This is a genomic window from Paenibacillus sp. 1182 (genome assembly GCF_017833915.1).
GTDB lineage: Bacteria > Bacillota > Bacilli > Paenibacillales > Paenibacillaceae > Paenibacillus > Paenibacillus polymyxa_D.
In genome coordinates this window covers 49,098-64,903 of record NZ_JAFICR010000019.1, presented here as the reverse complement: position 1 = coordinate 64,903, position 15,806 = coordinate 49,098, and the positions used below count along the sequence as shown (strand labels likewise).

General features: G+C 48.8%; 13 protein-coding genes and 1 pseudogene. All 14 read left to right on the top strand.

Annotated features, from left to right (window positions below; all coding sequences use genetic code 11):
- The first annotated feature begins 77 nt into the window (after positions 1-77).
- Positions 78-959 carry a DNA-binding protein gene (locus JOD82_RS26880; protein ID WP_209950304.1) on the top strand — a complete coding sequence of 294 codons (882 nt, stop codon included), beginning with the start codon at positions 78-80 and terminating at the stop codon, positions 957-959.
- 947 nt (positions 960-1,906) lie between these two features.
- The gene (locus JOD82_RS26875) at positions 1,907-2,425 is read left to right on the top strand and encodes a sigma-70 family RNA polymerase sigma factor (protein WP_029515305.1); all 519 of its coding nucleotides are present in this window, start codon (positions 1,907-1,909) and stop codon (positions 2,423-2,425) included.
- A gap of 28 nt (positions 2,426-2,453) precedes the next feature.
- Positions 2,454-3,560: a hypothetical protein gene (locus JOD82_RS26870; RefSeq protein ID WP_039274883.1), complete on the top strand. Its 1,107-nt coding sequence runs from the start codon at positions 2,454-2,456 to the stop codon at positions 3,558-3,560.
- Positions 3,557-4,540 carry an ABC transporter ATP-binding protein gene (locus JOD82_RS26865; protein WP_209950303.1) on the top strand — a complete coding sequence of 328 codons (984 nt, stop codon included), beginning with the start codon at positions 3,557-3,559 and terminating at the stop codon, positions 4,538-4,540. Before JOD82_RS26870 ends, JOD82_RS26865 begins: the two co-directional genes overlap by 4 nt.
- A complete protein-coding gene (locus JOD82_RS26860; protein WP_209950302.1) occupies positions 4,537-5,418 on the top strand; it encodes an ABC transporter permease subunit in 882 nt (293 codons plus the stop codon). The genes JOD82_RS26865 and JOD82_RS26860 overlap by 4 nt, the downstream gene beginning before the upstream one ends.
- Positions 5,419-6,369: 951 nt before the next feature.
- Positions 6,370-7,959, top strand: a complete 1,590-nt coding sequence (locus JOD82_RS26855; protein WP_209950307.1) for a nitrate/nitrite transporter — start codon at positions 6,370-6,372, stop codon at positions 7,957-7,959.
- Positions 7,941-8,381: a hypothetical protein gene (locus JOD82_RS26850; protein WP_209950301.1), complete on the top strand. Its 441-nt coding sequence runs from the start codon at positions 7,941-7,943 to the stop codon at positions 8,379-8,381. Before JOD82_RS26855 ends, JOD82_RS26850 begins: the two co-directional genes overlap by 19 nt.
- A complete protein-coding gene (locus JOD82_RS26845) occupies positions 8,371-8,697 on the top strand; it encodes a hypothetical protein (protein WP_039274876.1) in 327 nt (108 codons plus the stop codon). Before JOD82_RS26850 ends, JOD82_RS26845 begins: the two co-directional genes overlap by 11 nt.
- A 52-nt stretch (positions 8,698-8,749) precedes the next feature.
- Complete coding sequence (locus JOD82_RS26840; protein ID WP_209950300.1) at positions 8,750-9,031, top strand: hypothetical protein; 282 nt, start codon at positions 8,750-8,752, stop codon at positions 9,029-9,031.
- Positions 9,024-12,710: a nitrate reductase subunit alpha gene (locus JOD82_RS26835; RefSeq protein WP_209950299.1), complete on the top strand. Its 3,687-nt coding sequence runs from the start codon at positions 9,024-9,026 to the stop codon at positions 12,708-12,710. The genes JOD82_RS26840 and JOD82_RS26835 overlap by 8 nt, the downstream gene beginning before the upstream one ends.
- Complete coding sequence (narH, locus tag JOD82_RS26830) at positions 12,700-14,214, top strand: nitrate reductase subunit beta (RefSeq protein ID WP_069011448.1); 1,515 nt, start codon at positions 12,700-12,702, stop codon at positions 14,212-14,214. Before JOD82_RS26835 ends, narH begins: the two co-directional genes overlap by 11 nt.
- On the top strand, positions 14,201-14,869 hold the full coding sequence (gene narJ / locus JOD82_RS26825; RefSeq protein WP_069011447.1) for a nitrate reductase molybdenum cofactor assembly chaperone: 669 nt from the start codon (positions 14,201-14,203) through the stop codon (positions 14,867-14,869). The genes narH and narJ overlap by 14 nt, the downstream gene beginning before the upstream one ends.
- A gap of 2 nt (positions 14,870-14,871) precedes the next feature.
- Positions 14,872-15,570, top strand: coding sequence for a respiratory nitrate reductase subunit gamma (gene narI / locus JOD82_RS26820; protein WP_069011446.1), 699 nt, complete (start codon positions 14,872-14,874; stop codon positions 15,568-15,570).
- A 75-nt stretch (positions 15,571-15,645) separates the two neighbouring features.
- Positions 15,646-15,774: pseudogene (locus tag JOD82_RS29435) on the top strand (tyrosine recombinase XerS); the annotation flags it as partial.
- Between the last annotated feature and the right edge of the window lie 32 nt (positions 15,775-15,806).

The following is a 15,806-nucleotide window of genomic DNA, read 5'->3' as shown; positions in this document are numbered from 1 at the left end:
GCTCACTTAACTACGTAATTGACCATTGCCCAATTATAATATACTATTGGTTAAAAATGTAATCAGGAGGCAGCTATATGTTTAACTCGGCAGTTTTAGAATCAATAAGTGACATAAACCTTTTGTATGAAATGCTGCAAGCAGAGTTTTCACTAGATGGTTGGGATGCTATGGTACATATTGCGGATAAACTCCACCACTCAATCAACGCATTCTATGAGGAAGACCAACTTAGACAAGCAAAAGGGCAGCCGAGAATTGATACTAAAAGACTTAAACGAAGTGTTGCTTTTTATTTTGGATATTCTATGGTGGCGAAAGGTATCGCATTGCAAAAGATGGGCGATTACTCAGCAGCAAGGGATTGTATTGAAAAGTACTCTGAATTGGGATGGATATCTGGATTGGACGATGAGGGGAAGGAGGATGTAACACATTTCAGGATGATTGCAAATGCCAATACATATGTTTTGAATTTGCTGGAAGGTAATATGGAGACGCTTCCTGAATATGTGCAATTTATACACAATGCCGAGGAAGAAGAGTTGTTGCCGGGGATTATTACGATACTGGAGTCAGCTTTAAAACATAACTGTAACGTTGATTGGGCATTAAAAGAATTTGAACCTAATTTGGACGCTCTGGATGGAGAGTACGAAACGGAAGCCAATATTCGTTATTATATAGATCATTTATATCTTATGTCCCTTTACCACTTTACTAATGGTAATATTTACAATGCATTAAATATATCCCTCAAGGGATTGCGAATGTCTGATAAACTTAAGGATGATACTGGATATAAAAAAATCAATGCATTATTTGTTTCATTTAGTGTTCATGCAACTAAAGAACAGCTGAATGAATATAATGTATTGAACAAAACTATCCTAGAAAGGGTGTTAAAAGATGAAAAAGGCATTAGGTATGATGGCAGTAGTATTGTTTCTGTTAGGTAACGTAATCATCCCTACTGGTGCAGCAACGATCCAACCTAACAATCACGGCATGAATAGCTTCCAACAACTTAACAATCATGGCATGAATAGCTTCCAACAACTTAACAATCATGGCATGAATAGCTAGGTTCGTATATTTGAAACCCCTTCTACAAAGAAGGGGTTTTAATTTGGCAGAATAGTTCCAAAGAATCATAACAATCTTCTAGAAATCTACTGATTTTTCTGAAGGATTTCCCCTCAATTCACAGAACACTATCATTGAGGAGAGACGTGTCGAGGCAGGGGGTGCTTCGTGCCCTCATAAAGCCATTTCAGCAGCACAAAGACTTAATGTCTCGGCCGTCAATTCAAATATATCGGTTACATTGGGCGTTTTACATTGCAATAAAAACGATGGAGGGCGCTCAACGTGATAACACTGACTAGTAATCGTTACTGATAATATTCCCTCCATTCCTATTCCAGTCATAGGTTCAATATCAATTAACCCCATGCATACTAAATAATGAAAAGTTAAGTGTCGTTCAGTATTTAGTTCTAGCGGACCTGACAAAAGGCATTGTCAAACAGTTTCCTGGGAAATTTTAAGCGATCGTTATAGACGCTCCAAAGCAGATTAGCTTTTTATAATCACCCGAAAAGGTGGCTATGGAAAGCTTTTTTACCGGTTTAATGAATCATTAATACAATGATGGATGTAGTCGGTACGACGTACATACACAAATTTCGTTAGAGCGATTAGCATAGGTTTTGCTGAAATACAATAGTTCTTTGTACAATAAAGTTGTTTTCTAATGTCTAACAATTTCTTAATCCTGATGTCATCGGACTGTCCAATTAAGTGCAGCCTAAAAAAATTCGAAGAAAATCTCCCGAGCATGATACAAAAAAGGAAGAAGGTTCGTCTTCCTAATAGCTGCAGCTTAAAAGGAGGCAATTACAAAATGAGTATTCCGGAATCCTCACCATTCCGCAACATATTTTATGAGCATTATCCAACCGTACGCAGAAAACTGGCTGCGCTTGTGCGAGATGAAGCAGCAGCCGACGATCTGGCGCAAGAAGTATTTCTGCGGCTGTACAGAAATCCGCCGGACAACCCGGCAACCCTGGGGGCATGGCTACACCGGGTACTGACAAGAATCGGATACGATTATTTAGAGAAGAGAGCAAGAGAGAGAAAGCTGCAGAATAAGCAGGAGATAATGTATGAAGGGGAAGTCGCTTCTGAATCCGGCGAAGAGGCGCTGATGCGTCGATTGGATCAGGAAGAGGTTCAGGCTTGGCTGGACAGACTGCCCGAACGAGACCGCCAAGCGCTGCTTCTGCGCTACTCCGGCTACAGCTATGCGGAGATCGCGGAAGAGCTTAATGTCAGGTCGCCGCTAATAGGCAGTCTGCTCCAAAGAGCGACACGCAAGCTGCAGGCCACATCCAGCAAGGCTATAGCAAGGCAGGACTAATCAAATATTCGGAAAGGATTGAAATGATATGACAACTAAATTGCAGCATTCAGAAGCTGACAAAAGTACACATGAAGCCTGGGAGAGGTTGCTACAGAAGCTGGCCATGGAGCCGGTAAACGCCAAGTGGGAGACCAGGGACGCAAATAACAAAGAGGAAGTTCTGAGGCTTGCCGATGCCCTTAGGCCGCCAGCGGACTCAGCTGCAATTCAGGATTCGGAATCCAGTTTGAAAGTTGATGCTCCGGCTCCGGTTGCTTCTTTCCGCCGGCGAGCAGGCAAGGGCCGAAAGTGGGCCGCAGCGGTGGCGGCAGCCGTTATCTTTGGCGTCGTACTTACAACCCCTGTGGGAAATAACGCGCTGGCGGCATTTTTAAATCAATTCCGGGTGCAGGATATCGCTACAGTTGACGAAAGCACGCTCGAAGGTATGTTTAATCAGCTGGTTCCGGGAAAATCGGCCGACATAGAAAACACCTTTGGCCAGTTTACATCGGAAAGCGGAAACGTACAGGGGGATTTTACGCGTGAACAAGCCGTCTCTAAGCTCGGATATCAGCTTCTTCCAGTAAATGTGGCCGGAACGAAGGAAAGTGTGTACGTTACTCCTTCGCAAAAAATTACAATGATGCTGAATGTGGATGAGCTCAATAAAGCTATGCAGCGTGTAGGGGCAACGAAGCTGCTGCCGGAGTCGATGGACGGTAAAGAAATAGCGTTTAGTACACATGAAAGCGTAAATTACGATTTGGGTACCGATCAGGACCACTGGGCAACTCTGACACAGATGCAGGCTCCAGAAATTACGGTAGATCCGTCCGTTGATACAGAAAAAGCGGTGGATGCCGTTCTTCAGCTTCCGATTCTGCCTTCCGATCTGAAAGAGAAGGTAAAGCGCAGCCGCATTCTGGCAGGTTCCATTCCTATGCCATATGTGGTTAATAAAAGTGCTGAAACTTCTGAGATTACCGTTGGAGGAACCAAGGTTCTGGTTACAAACATGAAGTACAGCTCAATGACGAATCGTACCGCTATCTGGATCAAAGACGGACAGTTCTTTTCCTTTGAAGGTGGGAGCGCCTATGAGTCAGAGTTTGATTTTATGAACAAGCTTAAGGAGCTGGTTGAGGCATGAGTAAGCCGACAATCGACACTAAAGGATTAACCAAGGAATACAGCAACGGGCGCGGCTGCCGCAACGTGACCATCACCGTAGGGAAAGGGGAAGCCTTTGGCTTCCTCGGCCCCAATGGAGCCGGGAAAAGCACATTTGTGAAAATGCTGGTCGGGCTCATCCATCCGACGGCCGGAGGAGCAACCCTGATGGGTGCACCCATCGGAACGCTCGAAGCGAAACGGCAAATCGGGTATCTTCCCGAGCTGTACCGGTATCAGGAATGGCTTACCGGTGATGAGGTCGTCCGGTTGCATGGGCGATTATGCGGTTTGGACAAGCAGGTGATCGACAAGAGAGTTCCTGAGCTATTGCACATGGTAGGTGTGGGTCAGCGGGGGAAGGACCGTGTTAAGCATTATTCCAAAGGCATGCAGCAGCGGCTTGGACTGGCTTGCGCGCTGGTGAATGATCCGGCCGTGATTTTTCTTGACGAGCCTTCTTCCGCCATGGACCCGGTTGGACGAATGCATGTACGTAATATACTTGAGGAACTGAAGCAGCAGGGGAAAACGATTTTCTTAAACTCCCATCTGCTTGAGGATGTGGAAGTATTATGCGACAGAATGGCACTCTTGAATAACGGACAGGTTCTCCGCCATGGGCGGGTAGCCGAAATGCTCCAGAAGCGAGTCTGCTGGCGTTTTAAAGTCGGCGGATTTTCGCCTTTTTTGCTGTCCTGGCTTATGGATACGACAGAGCTCAGCTTTCGAGTAATAACAGATGGAAAAGCCGAAGGCGGATTTACAGGAGAGAGGGGCATAGATGATACCGTCTGGCTTGAAGCGGAACTGGAGAGCGAAGAACAGGCAGGCTGGATCAATACGTTGCTGATCGGACAGGGGATGACGTTATATGAAGTCACCAAAGTTCGAGAACGGCTTGAAGAGTGGTTCATGAAGGCTGTTGCAGGGCTGAATCATAGGGGGGAACAGGAATGAGGATTATTTGGACCATGACCTGGAAGGAGCTACTGCGCAAACGGGTCCTCCTGCTGACACTTTTATTAACTGTTGTATTCCTGCTGGGATTTTGGTTTATTGCCGGCGCCATCGCAGGAGATTCTACCTCTAGGGTGATCACAGGCGGTACGAATAATGAAACTATGATCCAGGAATTTACGCTCGGGATGTTCATTTTGATGCTCGGTTTTTTCTTCGCAAGTTTTGTACTCGCCTTTTTAGCGATTTTCAGCTCATTTTCCACGATTGCGGGTGAGGCGGAGCAGGGGGTCATGCAGGCGATGCTGCCACGGCCGATTCCGAGGTGGAAATGGTATACGGGCCGCTGGCTGGGCTATGTTTCGCTTGGTGTAATCTATGCCTTGGTATTGTACAGCCTGATTTTGTGGATCACCGATGTGCATGCTTCGATCCCGCGTGATCCGGTAGTGCTGGTGCAGTCTTTTTTGCTATTTGCTTCAGTCGTTCCCTTGCTTGTAACCGTGTCCATGTTCGGATCCGGCTATTTGTCATCGGTTGCGAATGGTGTCGTCATGACGATGCTTTATGGGGCTGGTTGGCTCGGTGGCATGGTTGGAAAAATCATCGGCTCTGTGGGTCTGGAGCCAGGTCCCATGCAGACCCTGAACAATATAACGGGTGTCCTGTCCCTGATCATGCCTGCCGATGGACTGCAGCGTAAAATGCAGGCAGTGTTGTTCAGCTTTGAGAATATTAATGGACTCATCCCGGTAAGCACAAGTGGACCGTTTGGTATCGGCGAGATTCCTTCAACAGCCTTTTTGATATACGCGGCATTTTACACGGCTGTGCTCTTTGGACTCGGGTTGCGCAGCTTTGTGCGCAAGGATTTATAGGTTCTACTTTGAAGTTTCAGACTTCAGCAGCCATTCAAAAAAATTGTTTTAAAAGACCTTCTGAGAATAAAAAAGGTGGTCTAAAAAGACCGCCAAATTGCTTGCTTTATTCCAATAAATGAATCTATGAGTCTGTTTATCTATTTCGATCGTTCATTAGTTTCAGCCTCGTCTTTACGCCATAATCACGCTTAAAGCGATCAAAAAGGGCGCTAAGGTCTTCAAGTCTATAGAAGGTGATAACGACATTATTGCAACCATATCTACACAGCGATAATAATATTTTAATTGGGGCAGAACAAGATGGACTGCTGCTAGTTACTATCCTGACAATATGCATCTTAATTACAGTTTGATGTTACCCGTTAGAGAGCATCGGGTACAAGCTCAAACTTTAATCATTTGATGTTGACCTCTATGGATAATATTTCTATTTTCAAAAGACGTTTTAGGATAACCTAGAGCGTTTTTTTATTTTGAAAATCACCTGGGTATATGCCCATTTCTGCAAACGATGCTTATCTTTCCAGCGTAACAATCAATAGAAACCTACTATTTTGATTAACCATGTCAAGTTGGAGTTTTTCATCCTGTACAATAGAAAAAGACAGTGGTTTAGAATTTCTATTTGGCCAAAAGTATTCAAATATGACAGGCGAAGAACTGGTCATGGACGTGGAAAAACTATTAATCGCTTGAGCTTCATAAAATACAAATGCAATTGCTCTACATAAAAAGTTGACCTGATTTTTGCCCGCCAGCTACAGCATCTTCCGAAAATATTTTTCCACATCGTAGCCGATCATGGCAAGCATCCTTCCATCACAGGTTGCAAGTGAGCCGTCATTTGTTATCTCCCCAAATCAAATGTTTGAAAGGCCAGAAGTTTGTCAAAAATGGATATTATATCCTATAGTTGCAATTCGAATAATCTCCAAAGGGGAGCTATACATGGTAAAAAAAATTCAGTTGCCATTGCAAACCCTTAGTCTGGTTGTCTCCTTTATGGCCTGGGTCTTGATCTCTTCCCTGATTTCTTACATAAGTCAGGATATTCCGCTGACGCCTGGACAAAGAGCGTGGTCTACCGCGATCCCGGTAATCTTGGGCTCTTTGCTGCGAATTCCGGCGGGGATTCTGACCAACCGCTTCGGGGCAAGGCTGATGAATACAGTCAGTTTCTTGATTTTGCTTGTTCCTGTCTACTATTTGAGCCAGGCCAATACTTTTCTGGATTTGGCGGTTGGGGGCTTCTTTCTTGGGATAGGCGGGGCTACGTTCTCGATCGGTGTGACTTCACTGCCTCAATATTATCCCAAAGAAAAGCAGGGCACCATCAATGGGATATACGGGATCGGGAACCTGGGTACGGCCATCTCTACCTTTGGCGCACCGTGGGTGGCTGATGCGATCGGCTGGTCAAGAGCCCTTCAGCTTTTTTTGATTTTGCTTGCCCTTTTCGCTCTGCTGAATCTGTTTTTAGGGGATAAGCGCGAAGAGCGTGTACGAAGCTCCTGGAAGAATCAACTCAAGCAGGTTTATCGCAACGAAAAGCTGTGGTTTTTCAGCATATTTTACTTCATTACCTTCGGCTCCTTCGTAGCTTTTACAATCTATCTCCCCAGTTTTCTGGTCAGCTATTTTGAATTAAGCAAGGTGGATGCCGGACTCAGGACGGCGGGTTTTATCGCCTTGGCTACCTTTCTCCGTCCAGTAGGCGGGATACTGTCCGACAAGTCCAATCCTTTTGTAGTTCTTATGTTCGTGTTTGCCGGCCTAACCTTGTCAGGAGTTTTACTCTCTTTCGGATTGACCATGCCTCTTTTTACGTTGGGTTGTTTGATGGTAGCCGTGTGCGCCGGTATCGGGAACGGCGCGGTGTTCAAACTGGTCCCGCTTTACTTTTCCAAACAGGGGGGCATCGCCAGCGGGATCGTCTCTGCAGCGGGCGGTCTGGGCGGTTTTTTTCCTCCACTGCTGCTTACCCTGCTGTTTGGGTGGACGGGCCACTACGCAATCGGCTTTATGGCCTTGTCCGAAGCCTCGCTGGCCAGCCTGATACTTGTTCTGTGGGTATTTTTCAGCAACAAGCTGGAGTTTGCGTCGGATATTATCAAGTCCACAGCCGATGCCGTGATGGTCACTGATGCCAAGGGCGTGATCCATACCGTAAACGCCGCCTTCACCGAGGTCACCGGATATCCCAAAGAAGCGGTGATTGGAAAAACTCCCAATATACTCAGCTCCGGCTTCCAAGATCGCTCTTTCTATAATGCCTTTTGGGACACTTTGCTGACCACCGGAAAATGGCAGGGAAAGATCGTCAATCGCAAGGCAAGCGGGGAGGTTTTTCGAGAGTGGCTCTCGGTAACGGCAATTACGAACGAGCAGAATGTCACTCATTATGTGGCTATATTCAACGACCTTTCGCTGGCTGACTCCGTAATCGGGGAAGGTGAAGGCGGCGGGCTAGCGCGAAATCATTTCTCAAAAAAAGCAACAGGAAAGGAGGCGGGGGATTCATGTCAGGACCCGCATTGAGACATGTGGACAGTCATTCGATGATTCATGAGGCGGCCTTAGGCGAAGCAAGAGAACTTACCGAACTGTTGTACAGAAGTATAAAAAAAGGTGAATTGGACAAAGCGGAGGAAATTGCCTACATCACGGTGGAGCATTGGGAGGGGCGTACGCTCCAGCACGCAGCCAGCGAAGAGGAAGGATTATATGTAGAAGCTGTGGGCATCAAGTCGGAGTTGAAGAACGTCATTATTTCCCTGACTCGCGATCATCAATTAATGCGAGAAATTGTCGCTGAGATTAAGGAACTGCTGGCGCAGAGCAAGGTGGGTGGCGAGCTTCTTGCTCGTTTTCAGGCTTTGATTATCGTTGATGAACTGCATAACCGGGATGAAATGAACATGCTGGAAAAAGAAGTGGAGGGACTGCTCCATGAAAAATGAGACCTATACACTGGCGGCGATGCTTCCCGACAAACCACTTCAATCTGTGGAGCCGAGACTGTATCGGCTACTGGTACAAGAGCTCGAGATGCTCCACCTTCATCCTTATGATGTGAAGGCGGGTGGCCGGACCGATGATCACGGCATCACCGTCTACCTCCGATTTGGCGAGGAATTGGGGCAGGTCACCAGCAGGAAATTTTCCTGGGCATTAGTGGAAGACGGCGATGAAGAGGTCTTGACCTTTTTTAAACAGTCGGCGGAAAAGATTAAGAAATCGATGATTGCCGATTATTTTAAAATGATGAAATTCTAACAAAGGTCGGCAGAATGAGTTGGAAAAATGGCTACGAAAGAAGGCGAACCAGATGAATCAGGTGGAAACGGAACAGTTTGTCCGGGATGATCGGAATGATTTGCTTGCCTTGCTTGAGATGAGATTCGGCGGAGTGCCGCAGCCTGTGCAAGAACAAATCTGCCGGCTGCAGGATCTGAACGAGCTTCAGCGCCTGATTATCGCGGCTTGCAACGCAGCGGATTGGGAAGTGTTTATGGAAGAGCTTCAGTTGGGACAAGACAGCTTCAAACTGACGGGGGAAAGGTTTAACCCGGTAAACCAGCAGGGAAAGGGGCATCTGTGCAATGGCTGAGCATAAAAACAAGCTGCTTGATGCGTTGAAATACTTGCAACGCGGAGAGGCCATAAACGAGGGATGGACCGAGGAGAGCCCAAGATCCCGGGATTGGGAGAGCCTATACCGTGGCCGCTGGCAGCATGACAAGGTCGTTCGGTCGACACATGGCGTCAACTGTACCGGTTCCTGCAGTTGGAATGTTTTCGTCAAGGACGGCATTATCACCTGGGAGACACAAAAAACGGACTACCCGACCACAGGAGCCGACTTCCCCGAGTATGAACCCCGGGGCTGCCCGCGCGGGGCAAGTTTCTCCTGGTATACCTATAGCCCGATCCGGGTGAAGTATCCCTATATCCGCGGTGATTTGTACGACATGTGGCGTGAGGAGCTGGCAGTTGTTGAGGACCCGGTCACGGCCTGGAAAAACATCGTCAGCAATCCCAAAAAGCGTGACAGATACGTCAAGGCCAGGGGGAAAGGCGGCTTCGTTCGGGCGGATTGGGATGATGCCTGTCAGATGATTGCCAGCTCTATTATCCATACCATTCAACAATACGGTCCAGATCGTGTTGTTGGTTTTAGCCCGATCCCGGCCATGTCCATGGTGAGTTATTCGGCTGGGACACGCTTCCTGTCGCTGATTGGCGGAACCATCCTCAGTTTTTATGATTGGTATGCAGACCTTCCCCCTGCCTCGCCGCAGGTTTGGGGAGAACAAACAGATGTGCCGGAAAGCGGCGACTGGTATAACTCCAAGTATTTTATTATCTGGGGGACCAACATTCCGCAAACCCGGTCTCCTGATGCGCATTTCATGGTGGAAGCCCGTTATAACGGCACCAAGGTGGTCGGGGTCAGCCCCGATTATGCCGAGTATGAAAAGTTTGCGGACATTTGGCTGCCAGCTAAAGCCGGGACCGATGCCGCGCTTGCCATGGCTATGACCCACGTCATTCTCAAAGAATTCTACGTGGATCAGCAAGTCCCTTATTTTACGGATTACGCGAAAAAATTTACAGACCTGCCTTTCCTCGTGATACTAGAGAAACATGCCGATGCGTTTCGTTCGGGCCGCTTCCTCCGGGCCTCCGACTTGGGAGATGCCCAGGAGTTGGCCGAATGGAAAACGGTAGTCTGGGACGAGGCATCAGGAGCGCCGATGGTTCCGAGCGGCAGCCAGGGCTTCCGTTGGGATCAGGACAGCAGGTGGAACCTGGATCTCGAAAATCCTGACGGGACAGTAGTGGATCCTCTGCTGTCATTTATTGATGCGGCGGATGAAGTGGCTCCCGTTGACTTTCCTTATTTCGTGGAATCGGAGGGAGGGACAGTTCGGCGTGGAGTTCCTGTAAAGCATTTGCCGAGTGTGGAAGGCAGGACGCTCAAAGTCGTGACGGTTTATGACCTTATGATGGCTCATGTGGGTGTACCCAGACAGCAACTGCAAGGCGATTATCCGGTCGATTATAACGATCCGAAGCCTTACACTCCGGCTTGGCAGGAGGCGATTACTGGCGTCAAGAAATCTCATTGCATTCAGGTAGCGAGGGAGTTTGCCGAAAATGCGGCCAAGACAGGTGGAAAATCGATGATCGCCATGGGCGGAGGAACGAATCATTGGTATCACAGCGACCAAATCTACCGTTCCATTCTGAATTTGGTTCTGCTCACGGGCTCCCAGGGAGTAAATGGCGGCGGATGGGCCCATTACGTAGGTCAGGAAAAGGTGAGGCCAGTGGAGGGGTGGCAGCAGATCGCATTTGCAGGAGATTGGATCAAGCCTCCCCGCTTACAAAACGGAACCTCCTTCTTCTACTTCGCGACGGAGCAGTTCCGCTATGAGGCCAAGGTCAATGAGGAGCAGAAACCATCCTGGGGCGGGCGGTTTAACCATATGCATCCTGCGGATGTCAATGCTCTGGCCGTAAGGCTCGGGTGGCTGCCTTCATTCCCGCAATTCAACCAGAACTCCATCGATGTGGCCAGACAGGTTCGAGAAAAAGGGTTTTCGGACGATCAGGAGGCCGTACAGGAAATTGCGAGAATGGTTAAAGAGGGAGAGCTAGATTTTGCGGTGGAGCACCCCAATGATCCGAACAATTTCCCGCGTGTCTTTTTCAACTGGCGGTCCAATCTGCTTGGCGATAGCGGTAAAGGGCATGAATACTTTGCCAAGCATTTGATCGGGACGGACAATCAGGTGTTGACGGACCCGAGCCATTCGTGGCGGCCGGAGACGGTGAAGACGGATGATGTTCCGCCGGAAGGCAAAACCGATTTGTTCATCAGCATGGATTTTAGAATGACGAGTTCAGGGCTGTTTTCGGATATCGTGCTGCCAGCAGCGACCTGGTACGAAAAATACGATTTAAGCACGACCGATATGCATCCGTTTGTCCATCCGTTTAATCCAGCTATTGAACCACCTTGGCAAAGCAAAAGCGATTGGGACGCTTTTCGGGAAATCGCCAAAACGTTCTCCCAATTGGCAGAGAAACATTTGCCAGCCTGCGAGGATGTTCTCATGACTCCGCTCGGACATGACAGTCCAGATGAAATCGCCCAAGTTCACGGAAAAATCCGCGATTGGCGCAAGGGAGAGACGGAGGCAGTGCCCGGCAAAACGATGCCCCATTTTTTATTGGTGAAGCGTGACTATCCGAACGTGTATGGAAAAATGATTACCATCGGACCGAACATTAAAAAGGGCTATGGAACAAAGGGGATTAAAATTCCCGGCGACAAGGTGTACGGCCAGCTCATGGAGCGGCTGGGGGCATCGAAACATGAGGGGATTGGCAAAGGACAGCCGGATCTATTCCGGGATAAACAGGTAATCGAAGCGATTCTGCTGATGTCTGGCGCCACGAACGGAGAACGGGCCGTGGAAGGCTGGCGTTCGTTAGAGACCAAAACCGGCAAAAAGCTGGAGGACATCTCAAAACCTCGGGAAGAAGAGGCTTTCACACTTCTGGATATTACTGCTCAGCCCCGGCATACGATCTCAACTCCGGTCTGGAGTGGCTTGGAGAAGGACAATCGGAGATACTCGCCCTTTACCTTAAATACGGAGTACAGCATTCCATGGCGCACTTTAACAGGCAGACAAAGCTTTTATCTGGACCATGAGATGATTTTGGATTTCGGTGAAGGGCTGCCGCTTTATTTGCCGCCGCTGGAGCACGTTCCTTTTTTTAAGGGTGAGAAAGAAGTGCCAGCGAATGGAAAAACGATGACGATCCGTTATTTGACCCCGCACCAAAAATGGGGAATTCATACGATGTTCATCGACACCAATCAAATGTCGACGCTGTTCCGCGGATGGCAGGTCGTCTGGCTGAACGAAAAAGACGGGGCTTCGATCGGGATCAAGGATAACGATTGGATTGAGGTATATAACCGGAATGGAGTCATCGCAGCAAGAGCGGTGCTGACTTACCGGATTCCAGAGGGGATCGCTTATATGTATCATGCCCAGGATCGCACGCTTGGCGTGCCGGGTACCTCTATCACCAAGCAGCGCGGCGGTACCCATAACAGTGTGACTCGAATTACGATGAAGCCGACACATATGATCGGAGGCTATGCCCAACTGAGCTACGGGTTTAATTACTACGGGCCGACAGGAAGTCAGAGAGATACGATGACAATCATCCGACCGTTGAAGGAGGTTGACTGGCTTGAGGATTAAAGCGCAAGTCGCCATGGTCATGAACTTGGACAAATGCATCGGCTGCCATACCTGTTCGGTGACCTGCAAGAACACGTGGACCAATCGGCCCGGAACGGAATACATGTGGTACAACAATGTGGAAACCCGGCCGGGTCCCGGTTACCCTCGGGCATGGGAAGACCTGAGGAAATTTAAAGGCGGGTGGGTTCTGCGCAACGGAAAGCTGGCACTCCGGGCGGGGGGGCCAATCACCAAGCTGGCGAATATTTTTTACAATCCGAATATGGCCAGCCTGGACAACTTCTATGAGCCGTGGACCTATGATTACGATAACTTGATTCATAGCCCCAAGCGGAAGCATCTTCCGGTCGCCCGGCCTGTATCACTGATTACCGGCGAATATATGGACAAGCCGGAATGGGGCCCGAACTGGGATGACGACCTGGCTGGCGGAAGCGAGATCGTACCGCTGGACCCAAATGTCAAGCAGCTTCAGGAACAGATCGCCATGGAGTATGAGAAGACGTTCATGATGTACCTGCCCCGCATTTGCGAGCACTGTCTGAACCCTTCCTGCGTGGCTTCCTGTCCATCCGGAGCTTTGTACAAGCGGGAGGAGGACGGTATTGTACTTGTGGATCAAGACGCCTGCCGGGGGTGGAGATTTTGTACCAACGGCTGCCCCTACCACAAGGTATACTACAACTGGAATACGCACAAGGCGGAAAAATGCAATTTCTGCTACCCGCGGACAGAAGCGGGCATGGCCACGATTTGCTCGGAAACCTGTGTGGGCCGGATTCGCTATATCGGTGTCGTCTTCTATGACGCAGATCGAGCCAAGGCGGCAGCTTCCGTGGAGAATCCGCAGGATTTGTATGAATCCCAGCTTTCGGTGTTCCTTGACCCCTTCGAGCCGGAAGTGATCAAGGAGGCGAGAAGAAGCGGGATCAACGATTCCTGGATCGATGCGGCACAGCGCTCGCCGATCTACAAGCTTGCCATGAAGTGGAAGGTTGCTCTGCCACTTCATCCGGAATACCGCACGCTCCCTATGGTGTGGTATGTTCCACCGCTTAGCCCGATTATGAACCATATTGAAGAAGACGAGCTTCAGACCGATCACTATATTCCCGCCGTCGATCAAATGCGGATTCCAATGGAGTATCTGGCATCTCTGCTTACGGCAGGGGATACCTCCGTCATCCGTAGAGTGTTGCTTAAAATGACCGCCATGCGTGTACATAGGCGGCAGCAAGCCGTTGGCGGCATGGATGATCTCAGACACAGCCAGCTTTTGGGAGAGGCGGGAATTACAGTGGAGGAAATTGAAGAGATGACCCGATTGTTCGCTGTTGCCAAATATAACGAAAGGTTTGTGATCCCAACCGCTCGGAGGGAAATGGATGGCGCGAAAGAGCTTCATTACAAGCAGGGGGCCTGCAGCATTGAATCCATTACCCCGTCAAGCGCGGTCACGTCACATCTTTTCGCAAGGGAGGACATGGATGATGGAACATAAGCCCGTTTTGCTGGCGGCCTGCGCCAGATTGCTAGGATATCCCGGTGAGGATTTTCAGGAAATGAAGGAGGAACTGCTTGCAGCTGTCCAAGAGGAAATGAAAGATAATGAGCTGGCGAGCAGGTTTGGCCAGGCGGCCGAGGCTATCTTCTCGGTTCCTCCCAAGGAGCTTCAGGAAATTTATGTTTGGACGTTCGATTGGAAGGAAAAGACCGGACTCTATCTGACCGCTCATGAATTGGGTGACAGTCGGGAACGTGGGGCAGCTCTGATTTTGCTTCAGCATATTGTCCGGGATGCGGGCTTTATGATGCCGAGCGGGGAGCTGTGCGACTTCATTCCGCTGTTGTACGAGCTACTGGCCGTAAGGTCCGACAATGTTCATGTACGCGCGCTTGAACTCCGGCTGGCCGCAGCCACAGAGCGGATTCGGAAGCATCTGTCTGAAGACAGTCCCTATTCCAGGTTGTTGAACTTTCTGATGACCGATGTTTTCGAGGTCCCTACGGAAGAAGAAATTCGCATGCTGGAGAGCAAGCGGGAGAGCGCCGATCTGGATGAACTGCCTTATCCTATCCTGTTTGGCATGGACGGTACGGCTCGTAGCGATTCAGGCTTACCTGTCTACAAAACGTGCGAAGGAATGGAGGTATAATGATGACTGGTATCTTTTGGTGGGTCGTGTTTCCCTATCTCACCTTGACGGTGATGATCTTTGGCTTGCTCTATCGGTTTGCTTTTCGTCAGGTCAGCTGGACGGCGCCTTCCACGGAGATTTTTGAAAAAAGATGGCTCAGAATCGGTTCGACTGTGTTCCATTACGGGATCATTTTCGCGTTTGTTGGCCATATCATGGGTGTGTTGATCCCGCGCAGTGTTTATCATTTCTTCGGCATATCCGATGAGACCTATCATATATTTGCGATCGCGGGGGGCGGCTTTGCCGGTCTGATGGTCGTCATCGGTCTGGTTCTTCTGCTTATGCGCAAAATCCTTAACCGTCGGGTAAGGGCCCATGCGGGTTTTGGTGATTATTTTGCAGTGATTTTAGTCCTGATCATCGCAGCCATCGGAACCTATATGACCATCGTGTATAATACGACTGTGGTGGCCTATGAATACCGTACGACCATCGGGCCTTGGTTTCGCAGCCTGTTCACCTTTAATCCGCAATACGGGTTGATGCACATGGTTCCCTTCGTGTTTCAGCTTCACATCATCCTGGCGTTTCTTCTGTTCGCTTCCATTCCGTTTACCCATCTGGTCCATATGTTTTCTTTTCCCGCACGTTATCCGGCAAGATCTCCGCAGCAGTACCGTTCCAGAAACAGTTACCGGAAACGGGAGAGAACCTGATTTTTATTTTGATATGGACGAAAATTTCTGATGACAATAATAGCTGTTCATGAAGAGCATCTCTGCTTAACCAATGAGAAACTGATTGAAAAATATGCTTCAGCTTTTGGAAAACCAGCTTTATCCGTGCATTCTCTGAGACATTCATTTGCAACCCGTTATCACCTAGAGAACAATAATGTGCCCAGATTGAAAAACAACCTTTATTGTTGGTGGGCGATCAAATTAAGATTGAA